The 21,106-nt window shown below is 55.6% G+C and carries 24 protein-coding genes; 8 read left to right on the top strand and 16 right to left on the bottom strand.

Annotated elements, in window-relative coordinates:
• Nucleotides 1-11: 11 nt before the first annotated feature.
• Nucleotides 12-830: an aldo/keto reductase gene (locus ACR3FC_RS19015; protein ID WP_480477815.1), complete on the bottom strand. Its 819-nt coding sequence runs from the start codon at nt 828-830 to the stop codon at nt 12-14.
• A 144-nt stretch (nt 831-974) separates the two neighbouring features.
• On the opposite strand from ACR3FC_RS19015, the gene ACR3FC_RS19010 reads away from it, so the two are divergent.
• The 3 genes from ACR3FC_RS19010 to ACR3FC_RS19000 are packed head-to-tail and all read left to right on the top strand — an operon-like array spanning nt 975 to nt 3,656.
• Nucleotides 975-2,555 carry an acyl CoA:acetate/3-ketoacid CoA transferase gene (locus ACR3FC_RS19010; RefSeq protein ID WP_480477813.1) on the top strand — a complete coding sequence of 527 codons (1,581 nt, stop codon included), beginning with the start codon at nt 975-977 and terminating at the stop codon, nt 2,553-2,555.
• Entirely contained in the window at nt 2,555-3,319 is a 765-nt protein-coding gene (locus ACR3FC_RS19005; protein ID WP_480477811.1) for an enoyl-CoA hydratase/isomerase family protein, read from the top strand. The genes ACR3FC_RS19010 and ACR3FC_RS19005 overlap by 1 nt, the downstream gene beginning before the upstream one ends.
• Nucleotides 3,320-3,344: 25 nt before the next feature.
• Nucleotides 3,345-3,656 carry a Dabb family protein gene (locus tag ACR3FC_RS19000; protein ID WP_480477808.1) on the top strand — a complete coding sequence of 104 codons (312 nt, stop codon included), beginning with the start codon at nt 3,345-3,347 and terminating at the stop codon, nt 3,654-3,656.
• 66 nt (nt 3,657-3,722) lie between these two features.
• Here the strand turns inward: ACR3FC_RS19000 and ACR3FC_RS18995 are convergent, their stop codons facing one another.
• From ACR3FC_RS18995 to ACR3FC_RS18980, 4 genes are read right to left on the bottom strand one after another with little or no spacing between them, the layout of a single operon-like run.
• Nucleotides 3,723-4,583 carry a sugar phosphate isomerase/epimerase family protein gene (locus ACR3FC_RS18995; RefSeq protein ID WP_480477806.1) on the bottom strand — a complete coding sequence of 287 codons (861 nt, stop codon included), beginning with the start codon at nt 4,581-4,583 and terminating at the stop codon, nt 3,723-3,725.
• 4 nt (nt 4,584-4,587) lie between these two features.
• Complete coding sequence (locus ACR3FC_RS18990) at nt 4,588-5,736, bottom strand: dihydrodipicolinate synthase family protein (protein ID WP_480477804.1); 1,149 nt, start codon at nt 5,734-5,736, stop codon at nt 4,588-4,590.
• 9 nt (nt 5,737-5,745) lie between these two features.
• Nucleotides 5,746-6,516, bottom strand: coding sequence for a 3-ketoacyl-ACP reductase (locus ACR3FC_RS18985; RefSeq protein ID WP_480477802.1), 771 nt, complete (start codon nt 6,514-6,516; stop codon nt 5,746-5,748).
• On the bottom strand, nt 6,513-7,658 hold the full coding sequence (locus ACR3FC_RS18980) for an acyl-CoA dehydrogenase family protein (protein WP_480477800.1): 1,146 nt from the start codon (nt 7,656-7,658) through the stop codon (nt 6,513-6,515). The genes ACR3FC_RS18985 and ACR3FC_RS18980 overlap by 4 nt, the downstream gene beginning before the upstream one ends.
• A 175-nt stretch (nt 7,659-7,833) precedes the next feature.
• Here ACR3FC_RS18980 and ACR3FC_RS18975 point away from each other — a divergent pair, with 175 nt between their 5' ends.
• Together ACR3FC_RS18975 and ACR3FC_RS18970 are read left to right on the top strand one after the other, a co-directional pair.
• Nucleotides 7,834-8,850, top strand: a complete 1,017-nt coding sequence (locus tag ACR3FC_RS18975; RefSeq protein ID WP_480477798.1) for an aldo/keto reductase — start codon at nt 7,834-7,836, stop codon at nt 8,848-8,850.
• Nucleotides 8,847-9,317, top strand: a complete 471-nt coding sequence (locus ACR3FC_RS18970; RefSeq protein WP_480477796.1) for a MaoC family dehydratase — start codon at nt 8,847-8,849, stop codon at nt 9,315-9,317. Before ACR3FC_RS18975 ends, ACR3FC_RS18970 begins: the two co-directional genes overlap by 4 nt.
• Nucleotides 9,318-9,346: 29 nt before the next feature.
• Here ACR3FC_RS18970 and ACR3FC_RS18965 read toward each other — a convergent pair whose 3' ends face one another.
• From ACR3FC_RS18965 to ACR3FC_RS18915, 11 genes are all read right to left on the bottom strand, one after another.
• The gene (locus ACR3FC_RS18965) at nt 9,347-9,568 is read right to left on the bottom strand and encodes a hypothetical protein (protein ID WP_480477794.1); all 222 of its coding nucleotides are present in this window, start codon (nt 9,566-9,568) and stop codon (nt 9,347-9,349) included.
• Nucleotides 9,569-9,728: 160 nt separating this feature from the next.
• On the bottom strand, nt 9,729-10,130 hold the full coding sequence (locus ACR3FC_RS18960; protein ID WP_480477792.1) for a hypothetical protein: 402 nt from the start codon (nt 10,128-10,130) through the stop codon (nt 9,729-9,731).
• Complete coding sequence (locus tag ACR3FC_RS18955; protein ID WP_480477790.1) at nt 10,127-10,840, bottom strand: ABC transporter ATP-binding protein; 714 nt, start codon at nt 10,838-10,840, stop codon at nt 10,127-10,129. The genes ACR3FC_RS18960 and ACR3FC_RS18955 overlap by 4 nt, the downstream gene beginning before the upstream one ends.
• Nucleotides 10,841-10,844: 4 nt before the next feature.
• A complete protein-coding gene (locus ACR3FC_RS18950) occupies nt 10,845-11,981 on the bottom strand; it encodes an ABC transporter permease (protein WP_480477788.1) in 1,137 nt (378 codons plus the stop codon).
• Nucleotides 11,978-13,132, bottom strand: coding sequence for an efflux RND transporter periplasmic adaptor subunit (locus tag ACR3FC_RS18945; RefSeq protein ID WP_480477786.1), 1,155 nt, complete (start codon nt 13,130-13,132; stop codon nt 11,978-11,980). The genes ACR3FC_RS18950 and ACR3FC_RS18945 overlap by 4 nt, the downstream gene beginning before the upstream one ends.
• Complete coding sequence (locus ACR3FC_RS18940; protein WP_480477784.1) at nt 13,129-13,743, bottom strand: TetR/AcrR family transcriptional regulator; 615 nt, start codon at nt 13,741-13,743, stop codon at nt 13,129-13,131. Before ACR3FC_RS18940 ends, ACR3FC_RS18945 begins: the two co-directional genes overlap by 4 nt.
• A gap of 395 nt (nt 13,744-14,138) precedes the next feature.
• The gene (locus tag ACR3FC_RS18935) at nt 14,139-15,299 is read right to left on the bottom strand and encodes a Gfo/Idh/MocA family protein (protein ID WP_480477782.1); all 1,161 of its coding nucleotides are present in this window, start codon (nt 15,297-15,299) and stop codon (nt 14,139-14,141) included.
• A gap of 196 nt (nt 15,300-15,495) precedes the next feature.
• Nucleotides 15,496-16,242, bottom strand: coding sequence for an anti-sigma factor family protein (locus ACR3FC_RS18930; protein ID WP_480477780.1), 747 nt, complete (start codon nt 16,240-16,242; stop codon nt 15,496-15,498).
• The gene (locus ACR3FC_RS18925) at nt 16,239-16,748 is read right to left on the bottom strand and encodes an RNA polymerase sigma factor (protein WP_480477778.1); all 510 of its coding nucleotides are present in this window, start codon (nt 16,746-16,748) and stop codon (nt 16,239-16,241) included. Before ACR3FC_RS18925 ends, ACR3FC_RS18930 begins: the two co-directional genes overlap by 4 nt.
• A gap of 42 nt (nt 16,749-16,790) precedes the next feature.
• Nucleotides 16,791-17,183, bottom strand: a complete 393-nt coding sequence (locus ACR3FC_RS18920; RefSeq protein ID WP_480477776.1) for a COG4315 family predicted lipoprotein — start codon at nt 17,181-17,183, stop codon at nt 16,791-16,793.
• A 402-nt stretch (nt 17,184-17,585) separates the two neighbouring features.
• Entirely contained in the window at nt 17,586-18,215 is a 630-nt protein-coding gene (locus tag ACR3FC_RS18915) for a TetR family transcriptional regulator C-terminal domain-containing protein (RefSeq protein WP_480477774.1), read from the bottom strand.
• 139 nt (nt 18,216-18,354) lie between these two features.
• On the opposite strand from ACR3FC_RS18915, the gene ACR3FC_RS18910 reads away from it, so the two are divergent.
• From ACR3FC_RS18910 to ACR3FC_RS18900, 3 genes are read left to right on the top strand one after another with little or no spacing between them, the layout of a single operon-like run.
• A complete protein-coding gene (locus tag ACR3FC_RS18910) occupies nt 18,355-19,212 on the top strand; it encodes an ABC transporter permease (RefSeq protein WP_480477772.1) in 858 nt (285 codons plus the stop codon).
• A complete protein-coding gene (locus ACR3FC_RS18905; RefSeq protein ID WP_480477769.1) occupies nt 19,209-19,997 on the top strand; it encodes an ABC transporter permease in 789 nt (262 codons plus the stop codon). The genes ACR3FC_RS18910 and ACR3FC_RS18905 overlap by 4 nt, the downstream gene beginning before the upstream one ends.
• The gene (locus ACR3FC_RS18900) at nt 19,994-21,091 is read left to right on the top strand and encodes an ABC transporter ATP-binding protein (protein WP_480477767.1); all 1,098 of its coding nucleotides are present in this window, start codon (nt 19,994-19,996) and stop codon (nt 21,089-21,091) included. Before ACR3FC_RS18905 ends, ACR3FC_RS18900 begins: the two co-directional genes overlap by 4 nt.
• The last annotated feature ends 15 nt before the right edge of the window (nt 21,092-21,106 follow it).

Genomic DNA, 21,106 nt, shown 5'->3' with positions numbered 1-21,106 from the left:
GTTTTTTTTGTTTAGTCCCATTCAGGCGCCCAAGGCACCAGATCTTCGCTGACAATCCGGTAGCCGGCCCGGGTCATGGCATCAACCCGATCCATGTCAATGCTGGAAAGCGTAAAGTCCATTACTTCGAAATTAGCCTGAATATTGGCGCGTTTGGTGGACATCGTGTTGATCGAGACGCCTTTTTGCAGAATCCACCGCAACACTACCTGACCTGCGGTCTTTCCATAACCTTCACCGATTTCGGCAAAGATCGGATGTTTGAAGACTTCGCCACGCGCAACCGAGCAATAAGAGGAAAGTGGAATCCCGGTTTCACTGGCCGCTGCAAGCAGGATATCCTGATTCAGCAACGGATGGAACTCGACCTGGTTCGTTACCAACGGCGTATCGATGATTTTGGTTGCGTCCCGCATCATCTGCGCCGTGTAATTCGAAACACCGATATTCCTGGCCAGCCCATTTGCATGTGCTAGTTCCAACTGTTTGAGGGATGGCGCGATGTCGCCGCCGATTGGAGGCCAGTGCAAAAGCAAAACGTCGACGTAATCCAGTCGCAGTTTCTTCAGGCTCTCCTTAACGGACGGTAGAAACGCCGCTGCGCCGAAATTGTCGGGATGGACTTTTGTGGTGACGCAAACCTCGTTGCGGGCAAGACCAAGCTCAGCCAGCGCGTCTCCAGTTTCTTTTTCGTTTTCATACATTTGTGCTGTGTCGAACGAGCGATATCCGACCTCTGCCGCGATTATCATGGCGTCCCGAAGTTCGTTTCCGGTTAGTGGGAATGTGCCAAAAGTACGCTGATTGGTGTTTTGAAAGTAGATATTCATAGCGGTTCTCCCTGATCTCAAGTTAGTAAGTAACTTATTGGTTACTTGTTGTTAGGTCAATTCTGCTGTGTGATTAATTCTGGTTGATTTTGGAAGCCTGCCAAGGCATACATATAACCAGTTAGTTACCTTCGTGAGGATCGCATGACAAAGCAGATGACGGCACGCGAAGCAGCAAACCTTGTTCCTGACGGGGCGACAGTGGCAATAAACTCGTCAAGCGGACTGTGCTGCCCCGATGCGGTTCTCAAAGGTCTGGGCGAACGCTTTGACGAGGAAGGTGCGCCAAGTAGCCTGACGACGATCCATCCTATCGCGGCTGGGGATATGTTTGGCACCAAAGGCGTGGATCACATCGCAAAACCCGGTCTGTTGACCCGGATCATTGGCGGCTCGTACCCTTCAGGTCCCAGCAAGGCCGAACCTCCGCTTATCTGGCAAATGATCACAGGCGAACAGGTGCGCGCCTATAATGTCCCGTCGGGCATCATCTTTGACATGTTGCGTGAAGCAGCGGCCAAGCGGCCTGGTGTTTTGACCAAGGTAGGGATGGACACATTTGTGGACCCCGACATCGAAGGTTGCGCCATGAACGATGCAGCCCGTGCCGAACCAATCGTCAAACGTATGGAGTTCGAAGGTGAGGATTGGCTGTATTTCAAATCCATGGCCCCAAACGTGGCGATAATTCGCGCCACCACCGCTGATGAAAAGGGCAATCTGAGTTTCGAGCACGAAGGCGCATATTTGGGGGCAATGGAAATGGCGCTGGCTGCGCGGAACAACGGCGGTGTCGTGATCGCCCAGGCCAAGCGCATCGCTGCCGCCAGCAGCATTCGGCCCCACGATGTCCATGTGCCGGGCATTCTGGTTGACGCGATTGTCGAGGCCCCAGATCAATTGCAGACGACGGCGACAGAATACGACCCGGCAATTTCAGGTGAACTGACGCGTCCCATCGAAAGTTTCCGCACGGCGGAATTCAACGTCGGGAAGGTCATCGCACGCCGGGTTGCGAAAGAGCTGAAAAATGGTTGGGCCGTGAATATCGGTTTTGGTATCTCGGCCAATGTCCCTCGCATTCTCGTCGAAGAGGGGCTGCACGGGTCGGTTACCTGGATGATCGAACAGGGTGCGGTCGGCGGCGTGCCATTGCTGGATTTCAAGTTCGGTTGTTCTGCCAATGCCGAGGCATTCGTCCCGTCGCCTCATCAGTTCTGCTATTTTCAGGCGGGTGGGTTTGACGCCTCGCTCCTGTCGTTCCTTGAAGTTGACAGGACCGGCTCTGTCAATGTTTCACGTCTGTCCGCCATTCCGCACAGAACGGCCGGGGCGGGTGGTTTTGTTGATATAACAGCGCGGGCCCGGAAGATCGTTTTCTCGGGCAATTTCAATGCAGGGGCAAGAATGACTGTTGAAGATGGGCAATTGAAAATCTTGCAAGAGGGTAAGGTTGCAAAATTTGTTCACGAGGTCGATCAGATTTCATTTTCCGGCATTCGCGCAAATGCGCAGGGGCAGGACGTGACCTACGTGACCGAGCGCTGTGTAATCAAACTCACGGAACGTGGCCTGATGGTGACCGAAATCGCGCCAGGCGTGGACCTGAAGCAAGACGTTCTGGATCAGGCGGCCACCCCGTTGTTGGTTTCGGATGACTTGGTAACAATGGATGCAGACCTGTTTGATCCGGCCCCGATGGGTCTGCAACTGCAGGCGACTTGATGGAGCACTTTCTGCTGAACATCGAGGACGGTGTCGCACGGCTGACCATTAACCGGCCTGACCGGTTGAATGCGATCGATGAAACCATGATGGATGATCTTTTGATCCTCTGCCGACAGATCGAACATGCCGGCGATGTGCATGTTGTTGTCCTGACTGGCGCGGGCAAGGGGTTTTGTGCGGGCGGCGACATTGACGCATGGGCAAGCCGACCTCCGGACGGGTTTAGTCGACATTGGTTACGGGATGGGCATCAGGCGCTGGACGCGCTTGCACGCCTGCGGCAACCGTTGATTGCTGTGCTGAACGGCCATGTTTTGGGCGGCGGACTTGAGCTGGCGGCATGCGCAGACTATCGCATCGCAGAATCCCACATACGGATCGGTCAACCCGAGCCCGCGCTTGGTATAATCCCCGGCTGGTCCGGAACTCAGCGGGCGGTGCGCCGGTTTGGTGCTCAGCTTGTGCGGCGCATGGCTATCTTCGGTGAAGAGTTTTCGGCGGAAGCGGCGCTGGAGACAGGGATCGTCGATCGGGTGGTTGAAAAGGGCGAGGGTCTGGCGACCGCCGTCACCTTGGCCAAAAGCATGCGCCATCGTGGACCAGTTGCAACTGAGTTGGTGAAGATGCTGATCAATGCCGCCGAAGGAGAAGAGCGCGAGCGTGTCTTTGAGGCGCTCGCCGGTCGTATTGCTGCCGCACAACCCGAGCTGCAAACCGGTCTGTCCGCCTACAAGGGCCGTGAAAAAGCTAAATTCTGGTAACACCTCGCTGAAAGGGAAACTCAAAATGATACGTCACCTTGTTCACCTGCGTTTTGAAGTCGACGTGTCAGACGATCGGAAAACAGCTCTGTATCAGGACCTTGAGAGCCTTAAGGATCGAATTGACGGTGTTTTGGATTTCCAAAGTCGCAAGAATGTCTCGGTCGAGACGGACTTGGTTCGCGGGTTCAATGATATGTTCTGGTTTGATTTTCGCGACGCTATTGTCCGGGATGCCTATTTGGTTGATCCGACGCATCAGGAAATCGGAAGCCGTATTGTGGCAAAAGTCGCCGGAGGTCTAGACGGCGTCTTTGTATGTGACATTAAACTGTAATGTGGGATACTGCTTTTTTTTAACGTAGTGGCGATGAACCGAACGGGCTCGCGGGCAGTTTTACTCTCAGCAACAGCTTCGAAAACGATCAACGATTGTGTCCAGAACTTCGTTTGGGTCGCGCTTCCACCAGTTGTTAGCCGAAAAAACCTCGACTTCGCACAGTCCGTTATACCCGGCGGCTTCGACCGCACTACGCAGCGCGGGCAGATCGGCTACCCCGTCACCCATCATGCCCCGGTCCAATAGTACATCTGTTGTATCTGCCAGCCAATCACACAGGTGATATCCCAGAATGCGACCCTTCGCGCGAGTCGCCAGCGTGTCAGCCAGCGTCGTGTCCCACCAGACGTGATAGACATCAATTGCGACACCTACATTGCCTTCCGCAACCGCGTCGCAGACATTCAGCGCATCGGCAGCGGTCATCAGACAAGTGCGATTACCTGCAGTTGCAGGGTTGAGCGGCTCCAGCGCCAGTTGGACCCCGCGCTCTGCCGCATAAGGGGCTGCGCGGGCAACGCGGTCGGCCAGGATTTTCTGGCTTTCCAGAACACCCTTGGTGCCCGGTTCTGGGCCACCGGCGACAACGGTCAGCACCGAGGTTCCCAAGGCCGCAGCCTGATCAATGGACAGGTGGAAATCATCCATGATCTGCTGATCGGTTGGCAACGCCAAAGGGCCGGTCAGAAAAGGTGTTCGGCACAGACCCGCGACCTGCATTCCCGCATCGCGAACACGCTGCCCGAACTCGGCTTCACGTCCGCCCAGTTCGCGCCGCCAGAATGTGATGCCGCCATATCCCCGCTCGGCACAGGCATGGATGACACGTTCGGGCGGCCATCCGGCGCCATGGCCGTCAAGATTGTGGCCAAGGGTCGCCGTGTTCAGGGCCAGCGCGGAATGATCCTGCGAGAAGTCACGCATCCCCTCAGGCTCCGTATAAGTTCAGCAAGTTGCCCATCCGCTCGACGGCCAGATCCGGGTTGCGCAACAAACCACACGCATCCGCCATTTTGAAGCAATCAGTGAAATAGGGCAGAGACCGCGTTGCCTGCGCGCCGTTCAACATGATGAAATGGTCCTGAAAACCGTTGAGCCAGGCCAGAAAGACAACACCGGTTTTGTAGTATTGCGTTGGGGCGCGGAAGATATGACGCGCCAGTGGCACGGTGGGATCAAGCGTGGCACGGAAGGTTTTGGCGTCACCCTCGCTGAGTTTGCTGACTGCATAGGCCGCCGCCGGGGCCAGCGGGTCAAAGATACCCAGCAAGGCGTGGGAATGGCCTTGTTCGTCGCCTTCGATTAACTCGGGATAGCTAAAATCATCGCCCGTATACATCTTCACGCCGTTGGGCAGAAGACGGCGCATGACGATCTCTTTCTCTGCGTCAAGTAGCGAGATCTTGATGCCCTCAACCTTGTCCACATTGCCGCTAATAACGTTCAGAGCGGTTTCAAGTGCGGTATCGAATCTGTCGGTGCCCCAATACCCGGCCAGCTGGGGGTCGAACATCTCGCCCAGCCAGTGCAGGATTACGGGATGGTCGCAGGCGGACAGCACGTCATTATATACCGAGACATAGTCTTCGGGTCCGTTGGCAACCTTCGCCAAGGCGCGCGACGCCATCAGGATGATGCGGCCGTCGAGTTTCTGAATTGCATCGACTTGTTCCAGATAAGCGCGGCGCACATCGTCCAGACAGCGCGTTTCGGCAGGATCCAGATGATCAGTGCCGCAGCCATTGGCGACCAGCGCATCCGGCAGTTCTTCCCTGGTGCGGCGGATCAGTTCCAGCGCGCCCTTCCAGTCCAGACCCATGCCGCGCTGGGCGGTATCCATCGCCTCGGCAATACCCATACCCATACCGGCAAGATAGTGACGGAACTCCATCGTCTTGTCCCAGTCCACATGGGCTGGGCCTGTCGGGTCGTGATCGCCAAACGGGTCGGCCACCACATGCGCGGCAGAATACAATACCCGGGCCGAATTGGGTGTCAGTTTCGAGGGCGCGACGGGTGTTCCGACTAATGCGTAGTCAAGCAATTTGCCAGTTGTGTCGGGAAGCCTGATCTTCATCGGGTGACCTCAGTAACGGGGAACAAGCATCCCGGCATCCGCCGAGATTACCTGTCCGGTTGTATAAGGAAGTTTGCCGCTGGCCAGAGAGGCGATGATCTTACCCATCTCATCTGGGTGACCCACCCTGGGGAACAAAGTCAGCCCGTCCTTGGCGCGCTGGTCGTACTGCTCGATCACCGGGGCTGTCATGTCGGTGGCGATCAGGCCGGGCTGGACGTCGTAAACCGCGATGTTTTCGGGCCCGAGCCGCACTGCGAAGGTCTTGGAAATCATGGCGGCAGCAGCCTTCGAGGCGCAATATTCTGCCCGCGGGGCCGCAACAGCCACCGCGTTCGAGGAGGTCACGTTGACGATGCTGTGAAATGTCTCCGTGTCCCGATCCCGCGCCAAAAGGCGTCTGGCAAAGGCTTGCGACAGAAAGAACATCGCCTTCGTGTTCACGGACATGCAGCGATCATAGCTTTCTTCAGAGACGTCCAGCAGATCGCCTCTTTGCATCACGCCGACGCCAGCATTGTTAACAAGTGTCGTTAGAGGGCCGATTGCTGCCTCTACGGCTGCCAACTGCTCATCGTGGATTGCGGTGTTCGAAACGTCAAAAGCGGCGGTTACAACCGGAACGCCAATTGCGCGGATCCTGTCCACGGCGGCGCTCAGTTCATCGTCTATTTGGGGGCCGTTGACGGCGATGGCAAAACCTTCGCGCGCCAAAGCTACGGCTGCCGCAAGGCCGATCCCCCGGGAGGACCCGGTTACAAGTGCTGCGTGCGCGCTCATGTTGCTGCCCCTTTTGTCAGCAACTCCCGAGCTATGATCATACGCTGAATCTGGTTTGTGCCCTCATAAATCTGGGTGATTTTTGCATCGCGATACAGGCGTTCCACCTCAAATCCACGGATATACCCGGACCCGCCAAATACCTGCACAGCATCCGATGAGCGCTGAACAGCCATATCCCCGGCAAAGCACTTGGCCATTGAACAGGCCTTGGTTGCATCTTGGCCTGTGTCGATTTTGTAGGCGGCCGAGTGAACCAGAAGCCGGGCCGCTTCGACATCCTTGGCGATGTCAGCCAGCAACCACTGAACGCCCTGAAAATCCGAGATGGGTTTGTTGAATTGTTTGCGCTGCTGCGCGTAATCGGTGGCGGCTTCCAGACCTGCCTGACCTATTCCGACGGCTAGCGCCGCGATGCCGACCCGGCCCTTGTCGAGCACGCTCATCATCATATGAAAGCCGCGCCCTTCGGTACCCAACAAAGCATCAGCGGGCAGACGTACATTGTCGAATGACAAAGGCCCTACCTGACTGGCGCGTTGCCCCATTTTGAGTTCTTTCGAACCTCGCGAAACGCCGTCTGCGTGCAGGTCGACCACAAAGATGGACATGCCGCGATGTCCCGCCTCGGGATCTGTTCGGGCCAGAACAAAGCCCAAATCCGCAACAGGTGCGTTGTGAATCCAGATTTTGCCGCCGTTCAAAACCCATCCTTCACCATCGCGTACCGCAGTGGTGCGGATACCCGACACGTCAGTGCCCGCCTCGGGTTCGGTGATGCAATAGGCTGGCCGCAATTTGGCGGCCAGCAGATTGCCCAGCCATTTCTGCTGCTGTTCCGCCGTTCCGTGACGCACCAGCAAGGTTGTAACCAGCTCAAGCAGGCCGCACTGATCTGCGATCGATGCGTAGCCGCGGGACAGCTCCTCCATCACCAGCGCGTAGGTTACGGTGTCAAAGCCAGGCCCGCCCAGCTCTTCGGGAACACCAATGCCAAACAGGCCAAGTTCGGCCATCTGATCATAAATTTCCGCCGGAAAGCGAGAGTCCCGATCCAGTTCTTCCGCCACGGGGCGGATTACATCCTCTGCGAACTGCCGGGTCATATCACGGACTTGAATGTGGGTTTCCGTCAGAAACATAGCTGTGCCCCAAGATGTAACTAATCGGTTACTAATACGTTGCCGGACCCGCCTTCGTCAAGTGGCTTGATCGGGTTGAAAAATTAGGATAAATAACCAAACAGTTACTTAATAAACAATAGAGATACGCAACCCGGTCGTTTTCCTGGTTCCGGTTTGCCAATGGGAGGCTCGCATGAACCCGAATGCAAAAAACAAATTTGGTAGGGTCGATCTAGAGGTGACCGCCTTTGGATTTGGCACAGCGCCAATCGGTAACATCTTTCGTGAAATCGACGAAGAAACATCGGATTCGATGATCCAGCATGCCTGGGGCAAGGGTGTTCGGTATTTTGACACGGCACCGATGTACGGCCACGGCCTTTCGGAAATGCGGACCGGTTATAGTTTGCGATGGAAGAACCGTGGCGACTTCATCCTGTCGTCCAAAGTGGGGCGCGTGCTGAAGCCTGCCCGACGTCAGGATATCGATTTCGCTCCGTGGACTAACGCTGCGCCGTTCACGATGCATTTTGATTACACTTACGACGGCGTCATGCGGTCGTTTGAAGACAGCTTGCAGCGGATGGCTTTGGAGCGGATGGATATCTGTTTCATTCACGATATCGATGTCTTCACGCGCGGTGACGAACAGCCCGAAGTGTTCAGACAAGCTATGGATGGTGCGTGGAAAGCGCTGGAAAGCCTGCGCGACCAAGGCGTTGTTAAAGCAATCGGTGTTGGTGTGAACGAGTGGGAAGTCTGCCACGCCGCGCTTGAGCAGCGTGACTTCGACTGCTTCCTGCTGGCGGGTCGCTACACCTTGCTGGAACAGGATGCGCTGGATAAATTCCTGCCACTTTGCGAGGAGCGCGGCGCGGCGGTGGTTGTTGGCGGTGGCTTCAATTCCGGCATTCTGGCGACTGGTGCCAAGGAGGGGGCCAAGTACAACTACGCCCCAGCACCAGCCGAGATCATGGGAAAAGTCGCCAAGATCGAAGCTGTTTGCGCGGAATACAACGTGCCCTTGCCCGCAGCCGCACTGCAATTTGTTGTGGCGCACCCGGCAGTCCCCAGTTTTCTGGCCGGGACCCGCACGGTCGAGCAGCTGGACCAGAACCTCAACTGGTTCAGCCACGACACTCCCGCAGAGTTTTGGTCTGACCTCAAGGCAAAGGGGCTTCTTCGAGAAGACGCCCCAGTCCCGGAATGAAGCGAACTGCGCTGCCGGCAGGAAGATATGGCTATCACGATCTAACGGTCGGGGATGTCATGAAAACGGGGTCCGCAGAGATTTCTGCGGATCGCATTGCCGCTTTTGCCGCGCTGACCAGAGATGAATATGAGCTTCATCTCGACGATGACGCAGCCCGGCGGCGGGGGTTCAAAGCCCGCGTTGCGCATGGCCTTCTTGTGCTGTCAGTGGTTGATGGGCTCAAGTTTCAGTCTCAAGCAAAACCCGATGGCCTGGCGTCGCTCGGGTGGAACTGGCGGTTCGAGAAACCCGTCTTCGCAGGTGACACGATCCGGGCTGATCTGATCGTCGTCTCAAAACGCATTACGACATCGGGAAAACGCGGGATCATTGAATTTCAGTTTGATGTTTTCAATCAAGATGATCTGAGAGTTCAGCAGGGAACCAATGAGTTGATCTTTGATCTGCACCTTCATCAAGATTGATGTGCGGACATGTCGACATCACGGATGTGTCAAACTTTTTGAGCGGCCAGAAGCAGCGACTTACCGGGCACACCTATCCCGCAATCTCGGCAAATAGCCGAAAGCCAGACCTCGTGGTACAAAAAAAGCCGCTTCGCGATTATTCTGGCGACCGCGATCCCGTTGGTTGTGCAGATCTCGATCAGTGGCGCGATGACTGCCGTAGGTGTTTCTTCCATGAAGAGCTTGGTTGAGCGCTTCAGTTGGGCCATTACTCTGAGAGGACGGTGATCAGGAACGCGGTACACCATCTCAATGACCGAGAGCCGAACAGAGCGGTCATGTATTCATTGTCCAGGCCGTGTCCCATGTGTGAAGCGACGTTGGATTTCACCAAATATTCTACGGCCGGGAAATCAGGGTCTGTAAGGGTCAATCCGTTCGCAAGATATGTATCCAAGCCACAACAGAAATGGCTAACCAGACACCCGCGCGAAGGGTCATCGCACCAACCGTGCGCATCTCGTAGGCGTTGCCTTGCAACACATGAACGCCGAAGGCCAGGAAAACCAGAACGGTGGCAACCAGAATGCCTGTTGATATCCAGGCCGCTGACCGGTGCCGAAGAAACAGCCCAATACCGGCCACGACATAGGCGAACCCCGCCAGAAAGTTGAACCACAGCACGAAGGGCACCGCATCGCCAACGGCGGTGCGTGCTTCCTCGCCACCAAACAAGGCCCACCCGCCTGAGAATACGGTCAACGCGCCGAAAACTAATGCTACGCTTGACGCTACTTTCAGGGCGCGGTTGCCAAGGGTCGCATTTCTCATGTCACGCCCCCTTCCGTTCCATCAAGTAGGCCGTCGCGCAGGTGGAACAGCTTGTCGAACCGGTCATAAATCTTTTCATCATGTGTCACAGCGATGATGCAGGCGTCTTGCTCAGCCGCGAGCTTGCGCATCAAGTCCATCACGATCCCGGCCCGCTGGCTGTCAAGCGCCGCAGTTGGTTCATCTGCCAGAATGATGCGCGGGCTGTTGGCAAGGGCGCGTGCGATGGCCACACGCTGCGCCTCACCTCCGGACAGAAGCGCGGGCATCGCATCCCTGCGGTGACCGACCTCCAGATAGTCCAGCAGTTCGATAGCGCGCCTTTGCGCTTCGATCGTCGATTTTCCAGCCAGTTTCAGCACTAGGGCAACGTTATCTTTGGCATCGAGAAATGGCAGAAGATTATGGAACTGAAAGATAAACCCGATCTTGTCGAGCCGTAGCTTGCGCAGATCGTTTCGCAGCCATTGCTTGTCGTAAACCACCTCATTGTCCAGCGTAACCTTCCCCGTACTCGGAGCAATGATGCAGCCAATGACATTCAGAAGCGTCGTTTTACCCGATCCAGACGGGCCGAGTAGTGCCACGACTTCGCCTGCCTGGACTGACAGATCAACACCCTTCAATGCGTCGACGCGAGCATCACCTTCGCCAAAGTGCTTGGAGACATTGGTAACATCTACAATCACGCGGCGCGGATCATTGAGCATGACGTCACCCTCCGATTGCCGTGGCCGGATCGACCTTGAGTGCGGCACGAACGCCAAGGCCGCTGGCGACGATGCAGACAACGAGGATGATCCCTGCCAAAGCGACGGCGTTGATCGGCTCCAACACAACCCGGCGGGGGAAGTAGTCCTTGACTAGCAGGATAAGGATCAGGCCGAAACTCCAGCCAACCGCACCAAGTGCAATGGATTGCTGCACGATCAGCCCGATGATCGTGTGGTCGGGGGCGCCGATCAGTTTGAGTGTGGCGATCTGCTTTAGCTTTTCCATGGTCATCGTGTAGATAATTAGCGCGATTACAACGGCTGAAACGGACAATAGAATGCCCAGAAACAAACCTATCTGCCGCTTTGCTCGATCCACCACAGACATTAGCAAGATAGACTCCTGATCGGCTTGTGTCAGGGCCCCAAGATGTTTCCATTGGCGCACCGACTGCGCCACTTCTTGCGGGTCTGCAAGCGGTTCAAGCCGCGCGATCACAGCCGCAACGCTGTCCTGACTTTCGAGCAACCCCGCGCCTCGCGCCTGCTGGACGCGTTGAGCCGACGGGGCCAGTTGCGTCTGTAGCACTTGCGCATCGCGCAAGGTGATAAACGCCGCCGGATCACCGGCGGAATTCATCGTATCCTCGACCAACCCGACCACAGTGAAAGGATCGCGGCCCAGTCGGATCACATCGCCGACGGACAGTCCGGATTTGGCATCTGCCACGATTTCGAAATGGGACTGGCTGATCCCACGCCCTACCGAGATTGCTTCGGGTCCACCGGGGTGACCTGGCTCGTATCCGATCACGTACAGGCGTAGCGTTTCGCCGCGAAAGGGCGCTTCGACAGTCTGGTATGTGATGCTGCCCGCTTCGGCCACACCGTGCAATCGCCCCACGGCATCACGGGTTCCGTCGGGAATTTTTGAGGCTTCTGCAAATGGCCCGCGTGTACCAGTTTCAACAATCCAAAGATCTGCTCGCGGTGCTTTGACAATATTCAGCGCGTCTGCAACCAGCCCATTGTAAATACCAATCATTGCCAGCACGACCGCCATCAGAAGGCTGAGGCCGAGGCAAGTCAGAACGAAGCGGAACAGATTGTGACGCACATCGCGGTAGGCGAGGTTCATGGCGCATTCCTCTCGACGACTCGAACCATGCGCCCTTCAGACAGCCCTTTAACGGGCGCCAAGATGACCTGCGAGCCATTGGGAATACCACTAACCAGCTCGACCCGCGCATCTTCGGTCCGGTGCCCGAAAACTGCCGACACCTGATGCGCACGCCCATCCTGCGCGACCCAGATACGACCTTCATGCCCGTCAAAACCGGTTATTGCGATCTCTGGAACCAACATCGCTTCGACCAGCTCTGTCACTGTGATCCAAACTTCGGCCTGTTCGCCGAGAAAAACCTGTTCCGGGCACCGATTGCATGCAATCCAGACTCGGCGTTCTTCGTTCACCCGGTCGCTTTCTATACCGATCCGCGCGATCTTGCCGGTGAAGACCTTGTGCGGCAAAGACCGCAACCTCACTTCGGCAACTTGTCCGAGTTGCAGGGGCCCGGCCCGCTCTTCATCAATATAGGCCAATGCCCAGACAGTGTTCGGGTCCACAAGGGTAAAGATAGGTTCACCAGCGACAACAACAGTACCTGCTTCGACATGACGCTCAACAACGACCGCGTCAAACGGTGCCCGCAAAACATGATGATCAAGCAGTACACGCTCGTATTGCAGAACTGCCTTGGCGTCATTGTGCATGGATTGGGCAACCTCAACATCACTTTCTGCGACGGCCAGATCAGCGGCTGCAACATCGACATCCCGCTGCGCTTCTTCCGCAGCCTGAGTCGAGACGGCGTTGCGCCCGGCAAGTTCCTGCTGGCGCGCATTTGTCGACTGCCGCTGCGCAAGAATGGCACGCGCGCGTATCACATTTGCCTCAGCCTTGCCCAAGGTAGCCTCTGCGGCGGCAACCCCCGCTTTGGCGCGCGCGACTTTTGCTTGTTGTTCCGTCGGATGAAGCCGGGCAAGGACCTGCTCCGCTTTGATCGTATCACCACTGTCGACCGAAAGTTCTGTCAGCGTGGCACCAACTTCAAATCCAACATCTGAGACGATCCGGGCCTCGACCGTACCCAGCCCATAAACACGTACAGGGACATTCTGTTCAATTGCGGCCGCGGAAACACTGATCGGGCGCTCTGTAAGGACAAACCTGCCAAAGACTGCGAGGACGACAACAAGGCTGACACCCAGGATGATACGGCGGTTCATGGCGAAACCTCTGTACTTGCTATTCGGAATAGCCGCATCTGAGCATCGAGCAATCGGCTTCCTTCGGATTCCAATGCGAAACCGCGTTTCCCCAAAGTCCAGCGGATCGCCAACCCTTGCACCAGCGAGACCAACAGTAGCGCTCCGTCTTCAGGCGGCAGGTCTGTGTCGAACAGGCCCGTTTTTTGCCCGTTGGTCAGCTCGATGGACAGCAATCCGACCAATTCAGTCATCAGCGTAAGAACAGATTGCCGGAGATCGTCGTTTTCGACCTGTAGCTCGCGCGAGAACAGAATGGACGGGATGGCAGGCATAGTCTCGATCTGGTGCAATTGTGCCAAGATCAACGCTTTGATCCGCTCTGCCGGATCGGCGGATGTCCTAAGCGCGTCACCCCATGCGGTTCGGAGGCGTTCAGAAATCTCTGCTGCCACCGCCAACCATAAATCCTGTTTGGTCGCGAAATGCCGAAAGATTGCGGGCTGCGTCAGCCCGACTGTATCAGCAACCGACTGCGTGGTCAGGCGATCTGGGCCCAACTCGTCCGCGAGACGCAGCATTGCCTGTACGATCTCGGTCTTGCGTTCATCTGCGGGCTTGCGTGCAGGCATTGGATATCATTTTGTTAGTGATTAATAACTAACTATCTAAGACGAGATACACTTGCCGTCAAGCGCACCTGCATTTGATTTCGGCATCGGGGGCGGAAAGGGTCGCTTGGCACCTTTTAGGAGCGATATGATCGACAGGAAAATAGCGGAAAGCACTCAATAACCGCGGGGCACCTAAAGACAAACTTCGTGAAAAACACGACATCAAGCCGCTTGGGATCGTCGCAAATAGGCCGCATAATCAAACCAGTCAGATGCGCCGGACCCTCTCTTAGATCAGATAGCCATCTGTACCAAAATCCCTGACGACGGACAACAGGTGGGGGTGAAGTTTGCGACAGATCCCGGCAGCAGTCAGTGTTTTAACAGAACACTGGACGCCGCGTTTGGCGGCATCAATCTGAAATCTCGACCAAATCGACCCAGCGGCTTTCTCGGGCGGATTTGAGAACGGCCTCGCAGAAACGCATTTCATAGTGACCGTCTTCAAATGTCGCCCACGTGCTGCCTTGCCCGTGCGTGCATGTGCAAATGTCCAGATAAACGCTGTTAAAAAAGTTAAAAAAACTGTCCGCGAACCCTTCGACATGGCCCGGCGGTAAAGACGCGGCACGGGTCCCGGCTGCATTCATCAGGGTAAAATCACGCATCAATACCTGATTGGCGGCGTCGCGATGACCTATGAACAGATGATCCGGCTTTTCGCTGTCCCATGCCGCACTGGATTTGCTTCCGGCTATGTCCCAGACTAGGGAGTTCTTGCGTCCGAAATTGATCTGCGACGTCGTCATGACCCCCTTGGCGCCGCCCTCATACCGTATCAGGATTGCTGCGCTGTCGTCTGTATCAATCGCCACGGTCTCGGTTGCGCCACCTGCGTTTGAGAATGTTCCAACTGGCCCCATCGGGCGCTGCCGCTCCGGTAGAAATGTCGTCAAATCCGCGAAAACGGATTTTGCCTTTAATCCTGTAATAAAGCCCGTCAAATCGACCCAGTGCGTGCCAATATCGCCAACCGAACGCAGAACTCCTCCTGACTGGGCCTGCAATCGCCAATTCCAGTCCGTTTGTTTCGCAAGCCAATCCTGATGGTAGTGGCCTGTGACAAGGCGGATATCGCCCAAATCACCTTGGTTGACCATTTCGTGTGCGTGCTGGTTCAGAGGATAAAACCGGATATTGTAGCACACCGCGCAAATCTTACCGGACGCTGCTGACATTTTGACCATTTCAGCCGATTGCTGGCTGGTCATTGCCAGTGGTTTTTCGCAGATCACGTGTTTTCCAGCTCTGAGGATGGCCATGACCTGCGGATAATGCGCCTGGTTCGGGGAAGTAACGTGAACCACATCCACGCTATTATCGGCCAGCAACTCCTCCAAGGACGAGTATGCCTGTGCCACACCGAGTTCTGCGGCGCCGGCTGCGCCTCTTTCCGGAGATGAGCCAAGAACGCCAGCTATCTGCACACCCAAGCGGCGCAAGGTCTGCACGTGAACCGTTCCGATAAAACCCGTTCCAATGACTGCCGCACGAACCCCTGATAGGTTAGCCATGTAGCTCTCCTTTTGAATACCGAACACCGTTCACTGACCGGCATACGCGGAGTTAAGATATTCTCAACCAACAAAAAAGTTCTTGCCACTTGGTGCGGTTCACCGCAACAGACACCGGTAACTTCGGACTGCTTTTTGCTGTAAACTTGCGGGTTTCGCAAAGCTTCTGCGCGAATGAAGCCGCTCAAAGCAGTCTCTAGATCATTTGACCATGCGCCAAGCGGGCGATGTGTTCCATCGGGTCGCGCTGCTGGTCTCCGACCAACGTATACTGCCAGGGTCCGTCCTGCCAGAAGACGACAAGATACCCGTCCTCTTGTCGAAACCGAAATGATTGAGTTTGAGTTGTGTCGCCATGCGTGGCCATCAAACTTAACCGATCACCCTCTGCATTCTCGTACATAAATAAAGCTGAGGCTCGGTCTCCTGCGGGCAAAAGGCGTCCTCCAATCAGGGAGAACCCGGTTTCCCCAAGTTGCGGCGCGATAATGGCAGAGCCCAGACGATTGGAGAGCCAGGTTTGCAAGTGGTCTTTTTCCGCAGCGGCGACTTCTACAGGGTGAAGAACCTCAACGGCGAATAGAGAATGCGCCGCCTTTGCGTGTTGCGAAAACAATGCCAGATCGTCGGTTGTTCCACTGTTCCAAGGTTGCAAATAAGATCCCAAGCCGAATCCGACTGTAAAAACCGCGACCGAAGCAACCAGCCTCAAAGAGACTGGCGAGGGTGGCGTGGCCTGTTTCCGCAGACTTCGAAGATGTGCCGCAGAAGGTACAGGGACCGCCTTGTTTATCAGATCAGATTGACGCTGCATTGCACGAACGCGCGCTGCATCGTCCGGGTGACGGGCAAGGTGACGGTCAAGGCGTTCGCTCTCTTCCGGTGACAACTCACCGTCTATGCTACGCTGAACCAGGTCTTCGATGGATGGGGTGTGCGTCATTTCACGCTCCTGATCTTCACGGCGGTCGAAGCGTCCATTTCAGATTTGATTTTAGTACGCGCGCGCGAGATCCGCGACATCAGCGTACCCTTTGGAATGGACAAAGTTGTGGCCGCTTCGTCATAGCTTAACCCACCAATCACAACAGAAAGAAGGGCTTCTCGCTGATCTTGAGGAACAGAATCCAGCGCCTTCCAGACAGCCTTGAGTTCCAACCGTTCTTCGGCCGTGCTTGTCGTAGCTGCCAGCGTCGAAATGTTGTCGAGATCGACAGTGTTGAATTTGGTCTCTCGACGCCACCTGTCCCGGTAGAGGTTCAACAATATTTTAGTGAGCCATGGTTTCAACGGCCGTCCCGGAAGCCATAGCAATCGTTTGCGAAGGGCGCGTTCAACACAATCCTGCACCAGATCATCCGCCGCATCCCGGTCACGGGTCAGCGACCAGGCATAACGCCAAAGATCGGGGAGGCAGTTTTCAAGCTGGTTTTCAAATGACTGAAGCATGTACGTAAGCCGGGGGAGGAAACTTTCCCCCGGCACCAAGGTTCAGGGGCGTGCGATATGCCAAACACCTTTTACACCGTCCCCTGTCATGTCCCCAGGGTTTTCGTCTTTGAACCATAGGTAAAGCGGCTTTCCTTTGTAGGCGACCTGAACGCTGCCATCCTTGCGTTCAATCAGGCTGTAGCCTTTTTTCAGTTCCATGTTGGCATCACCCATCAGCGGCGGCCATTTGGCGGCACAGTCATCATAGCAATTCGAAACGCCTGTCTCGTCCTTGTCAAAGGTATAGAGCGTCATCTTGTGCGCATCCATCAGGAAGGTTTCTCCGTTGAGCTGGCCAGTTACGGCTGGCGCACCGGTTTGACCATCCGCAAATGAACCGGTTGCAGTCGCAACCAGCGCGACACCGGCAAAAGTGAGGGATTTTAGGGACATTGGATTCTCCGACTTTTTCAGGTCTGCCGGATGGCAGACAATACAACTACGAAGGCGCCTGGAAAAAATTCCCCAAAGTGAAACTTTTTTTGTGGCGTGTAGGCATTGTTGTGGTGGCTAAGCCAAAATCCGAGCCTACAGGAAAGGTCACCCATGTACGGTTTGGGTACGAATAACCTGTATCTGTCGACAAGTGGACAAGCGCCTTAGGCCCGTGGGGCAGGGGGCTTCGTCACCTGACAGTGTCCCAAGTTTGGGTATGTAAGTAATGGCACGGCAGTCGCAGTTGTTTCAAAACGAAAGCACAGACGAGCTGATTGTATGCGCCCGGAACAATTTTCTCTCAGAAACTTCTGTCTCCGAGTTATCCAACTTGAACTAGAACACCGCCAAGGCTTAAACCTAGAATTTTCCAGGGAAAAGTCCGCATAAAAACCTTCGAACAAGGTTGACAGAGCGGCGGCGTGAAAATCCCTGCATATCGGTTAGGTAATTCACCCACATCCCTTCCAGCAAGGCGAGCGTTCCGCTGGTTGCGTCATCTACTAGGTTCGGGTCACGTCCGTTTTTAGGGGCTATCTCTTTGAACGCGGACCGCAAGGTTTCGACAAGTTTGTCATCCTGAGTGCTGCTGTAACGGGCGATACCTGGATGAGAGCTTGCGATACCCCGAAACGCATGCCAGATTTTCGTACTGCGCGGATTGAGCAGTGCTTCTGACAGGTCGGCCTCAATTACTGCCATAACACGGTCTTCGGGCGTTGCGCTCGCGCCCAGATCCGTCCTTCTGTCCATCTCGGCATAATACTCGGTGCTGAAATGCCGGGCGGCTGCGGTCAGCAAATTGTCCTTACCCCCGAAATGCAAATGGATCATTCCGCGCGACAGGCCGGAGCGCTCGCAGATTCGGCTGACCGAGGTATCGGTAACTCCAATATCGGCAATTGTGTCCAGAGTCGCGTCGATCAGTAGCTGTTTGTTGGCTTCCGGATCCCGCTTTGAACCGCGTTTTTGTTCCTTGGTGCTTTGCACTTTGTTCAATGTTACCAACCGTTTGTGAATGCCTCATAGAGGTAGATCAAAGGAATATTGACACGAAAGGCCTTTCTGGCGCAACATTTAATGGACGATCGTCCATTAGTAATTCGTGAATTTCGGGAAGGGAGGTTGGGTGATCTTTCGCAGCGAAGCGTCCCGGGGATATACCCTCAGCGCGCCAGCCACGGCTTACGTTGGGTTTCTGGTCGCGGCGCCATTGTTGATCCTGATTGCCTATTCATTCTGGACCCAAACCTATGTGACGCTCGACAAGACACCGACGCTGAAGAATTACAGCGAAGCGTTTGCGGATCCGCTGGTCCGTCACCTGATGCTTCGGTCGATCTGGATTGCCGGAGCGGTGACCGTAGTCACCGTCGCACTGGCCTATCCCATCGCGTATTTTATCGCGATGAAGGCCCAGAAAAAGACCATCTGGCTTCTGCTCATCACCATTCCATTTTGGTCCAGCTATTTGCTGCGCGTATTTGCCTGGAAACTCATTTTGGGTTTCAACGGCGTTATGAACTCTGCGCTTCTGGCGCTGGGTCTGATCAGCGAGCCTCTCGACTTCCTGCTCTACAACGAATTCGCAGTCGTGCTGACGCTCGCTCATGCCTGGGCGCCATTTGCGATCCTGCCGATCTATGTCTCATTGCAGAAAATCGATCCCAGTCTGCTTGAGGCTGCAACAGATCTTGGGAACAGTCCCTTTCAACGTTTTATGCGGGTGACGCTGCCGCTGACGATCCCAGGTATCATTGCCGCTTGCCTGATCATCTTCATCCCTACAGTTGGTGATTATGTGACCCCGGCTCTGGTTGGTGGTTCAGATGGGAAGATGATCGCCAATCTTATTCAGGTGCAGTTCGGGGCCGCCAACAACTGGCCCCTTGGGGCTACGCTATCGCTGATCGCAATGCTGTCGGTGGGTTTTGTGGCCATCGTGTTTATCATGTCCGCAACGCGGCTGGGGAGGCGGATCAGATGAGACGTCCTTCGACCCTGACAGCCTATGCGTTCCTGTATCTGCTGTTTCTGTACCTGCCGGTTCTGTTCCTGCCTCTGTTCTCGTTCAATAGCGGCACAATCGTTGCGTTCCCGATCAAGGGCTGGACACTGGACTGGTATCGTAAGCTAGGCGAGCAGGACACGTTGATCCAGGCGCTTTGGAACTCGCTTGCCGTCGGAACTGTTGTTGCCCTTCTGTCGACCGCCATGGGGCTGTTCGCCGCCCGTGCCTTTGTTCGGTACCGTTTTCGGGGTCAACGCGCGGCAGAAGGTCTGGTGATGCTGCCTTTGGTGATCCCAGGTATTATCGTCGCCTCTTCAATGCTGGTCCTGTTTCTGTTTCTTGGTCTCAGGCCGTCATTGCTGACTGTCATTCTGGGCCACACGTTTCTCGCGCTGCCGTTCTCTGTCTCGATCTTGAAATCCGCCTTTGATGACTTCGACGCATCACTGGAGGAAGCATCTTACGATCTGGGCGTTGGTGTGTTCGAAACCTTCCGCCGCGTGACGCTGCCGGTCGTCGCCCCCGGTATCGTAGCCAGTGTTTTGGTCACATTCACCGTCAGTTTCGATGAATTCGTCCTTGCCTTTTTCCTGTCCGGCAACCAGCCAACCCTGCCGGTTTACATCTGGAGCCAGATCCGTTTCCCCGCCAAGCTTCCAAATGTGTTGGCGCTGGGGTCGATCCTGTTGCTAACCTCGGTTCTGCTTCTGGTTCTGGCTGAATACTTCCGCCGCCGTTCATCCGCATCTGAGGTCCGATGACAACCAGAAACATCATAGAGCTCAGGGATGTCGAAAAGCGCTACGGCACATTTGTGGCCGCGAGCGGCATAAACCTTGACCTCAGAGAGGGCGAGTTCTTTTCGCTCCTCGGTCCCTCAGGGTGTGGCAAGACCACGGTTTTACGCATGATCGCGGGCTTTCAGGAACCCACCAGAGGGAAAGTGCTGATTGACGGTCAGGATATGGAAGGAGTGCCCGCCAACAAACGCCCGACGAACATGGTTTTCCAAAGCTACGCAATCTTTCCGCACCTCAATGTCGGGAATAACGTAGCCTACGGGTTGCGGGGCAAAGCGCCTAAGGCCGAGATCGATCAGCGCGTCGCCGAAGCCTTGGAAATGGTCGAACTGGGTGGTCTTCAGGATCGCGGCGCAAGCGAATTATCGGGCGGGCAACGTCAAAGGGTGGCGCTTGCCCGCGCGCTGATCATGCGACCCAAGGTGTTGCTTTTGGATGAACCCTTGTCAGCGCTTGACAAGAAGCTGCGCGAACAGATGCAGTTTGAAATGCGCAATCTGCAACAGTCGCTTGGCATTACCTTTGTGATGGTCACGCATGACCAGTACGAGGCGATGACCATGTCCGACCGTATCGGCGTGATGTTCAACGGGCAACTCAAGCAGGTGGACACGCCAACAACGCTTTATGCCCGTCCCTGTGATCAGCAAGTGGCTCGCTTCATCGGTGAGATGAACATATTGCCGGCCCGGTTGCTTGGCGAAAGCGGTGGCACGTTGTCAATCGATGCGGCTGCCTTCGGGCGGATGGAAATCGAGAGAAATCCCAATGTGGCGATCAGCGCCAGAAACATGAATATCGGTATTCGACCGGAACAGCTGGAGATTGCTGCGGATCGGCCTGAAGACTACCTATCAACGGTTCAAGGCACCGTCAGCAACGTCGCCTTCTACGGTGAAAATATTCACTACCACATTCAGGTGGCAGGGGCCGAAAAACCAATCTCGGTCTCGGTTCCAAACTATTTTCACACGGTCGATTTCAATCGTGGCGACTCCGTTTGGCTGGGGCTTCAGGCGGCGAGTGTGATCGATCTTGGTACGAATTCGGAATAAAACAGAGGGAGGATA

The organism is Ruegeria sp. AF3 (assembly GCF_056536285.1).
This window is presented reverse-complemented; position numbering and strand designations above follow the sequence as displayed.

What these genes read in the sequence shown, in the direction of transcription:
- ACR3FC_RS18955 (WP_480477790.1), bottom strand. Translation starts at nt 10,840, where the DNA reads ATGCTCAATGATCCGCGCCGCGTGATTGTAGATGTTACCAATGTCTCC.
- ACR3FC_RS18990 (WP_480477804.1), bottom strand. Translation starts at nt 5,736, where the DNA reads ATGAAGATCAGGCTTCCCGACACAACTGGCAAATTGCTTGACTACGCA.
- ACR3FC_RS18900 (WP_480477767.1), top strand. Translation starts at nt 19,994, where the DNA reads ATGACAACCAGAAACATCATAGAGCTCAGGGATGTCGAAAAGCGCTAC.
- ACR3FC_RS18905 (WP_480477769.1), top strand. Translation starts at nt 19,209, where the DNA reads ATGAGACGTCCTTCGACCCTGACAGCCTATGCGTTCCTGTATCTGCTG.
- ACR3FC_RS19000 (WP_480477808.1), top strand. Translation starts at nt 3,345, where the DNA reads ATGATACGTCACCTTGTTCACCTGCGTTTTGAAGTCGACGTGTCAGAC.
- ACR3FC_RS19005 (WP_480477811.1), top strand. Translation starts at nt 2,555, where the DNA reads ATGGAGCACTTTCTGCTGAACATCGAGGACGGTGTCGCACGGCTGACC.
- ACR3FC_RS18965 (WP_480477794.1), bottom strand. Translation starts at nt 9,568, where the DNA reads ATGGCCCAACTGAAGCGCTCAACCAAGCTCTTCATGGAAGAAACACCT.
- ACR3FC_RS18960 (WP_480477792.1), bottom strand. Translation starts at nt 10,130, where the DNA reads ATGAGAAATGCGACCCTTGGCAACCGCGCCCTGAAAGTAGCGTCAAGC.
- ACR3FC_RS19010 (WP_480477813.1), top strand. Translation starts at nt 975, where the DNA reads ATGACAAAGCAGATGACGGCACGCGAAGCAGCAAACCTTGTTCCTGAC.
- ACR3FC_RS18985 (WP_480477802.1), bottom strand. Translation starts at nt 6,516, where the DNA reads ATGAGCGCGCACGCAGCACTTGTAACCGGGTCCTCCCGGGGGATCGGC.
- ACR3FC_RS18950 (WP_480477788.1), bottom strand. Translation starts at nt 11,981, where the DNA reads ATGAACCTCGCCTACCGCGATGTGCGTCACAATCTGTTCCGCTTCGTT.
- ACR3FC_RS18980 (WP_480477800.1), bottom strand. Translation starts at nt 7,658, where the DNA reads ATGTTTCTGACGGAAACCCACATTCAAGTCCGTGATATGACCCGGCAG.
- ACR3FC_RS18935 (WP_480477782.1), bottom strand. Translation starts at nt 15,299, where the DNA reads ATGGCTAACCTATCAGGGGTTCGTGCGGCAGTCATTGGAACGGGTTTT.
- ACR3FC_RS18970 (WP_480477796.1), top strand. Translation starts at nt 8,847, where the DNA reads ATGAAGCGAACTGCGCTGCCGGCAGGAAGATATGGCTATCACGATCTA.
- ACR3FC_RS18995 (WP_480477806.1), bottom strand. Translation starts at nt 4,583, where the DNA reads ATGCGTGACTTCTCGCAGGATCATTCCGCGCTGGCCCTGAACACGGCG.
- ACR3FC_RS18930 (WP_480477780.1), bottom strand. Translation starts at nt 16,242, where the DNA reads ATGACGCACACCCCATCCATCGAAGACCTGGTTCAGCGTAGCATAGAC.
- ACR3FC_RS18925 (WP_480477778.1), bottom strand. Translation starts at nt 16,748, where the DNA reads ATGCTTCAGTCATTTGAAAACCAGCTTGAAAACTGCCTCCCCGATCTT.
- ACR3FC_RS18940 (WP_480477784.1), bottom strand. Translation starts at nt 13,743, where the DNA reads ATGCCTGCACGCAAGCCCGCAGATGAACGCAAGACCGAGATCGTACAG.
- ACR3FC_RS18945 (WP_480477786.1), bottom strand. Translation starts at nt 13,132, where the DNA reads ATGAACCGCCGTATCATCCTGGGTGTCAGCCTTGTTGTCGTCCTCGCA.
- ACR3FC_RS19015 (WP_480477815.1), bottom strand. Translation starts at nt 830, where the DNA reads ATGAATATCTACTTTCAAAACACCAATCAGCGTACTTTTGGCACATTC.
- ACR3FC_RS18975 (WP_480477798.1), top strand. Translation starts at nt 7,834, where the DNA reads ATGAACCCGAATGCAAAAAACAAATTTGGTAGGGTCGATCTAGAGGTG.
- ACR3FC_RS18920 (WP_480477776.1), bottom strand. Translation starts at nt 17,183, where the DNA reads ATGTCCCTAAAATCCCTCACTTTTGCCGGTGTCGCGCTGGTTGCGACT.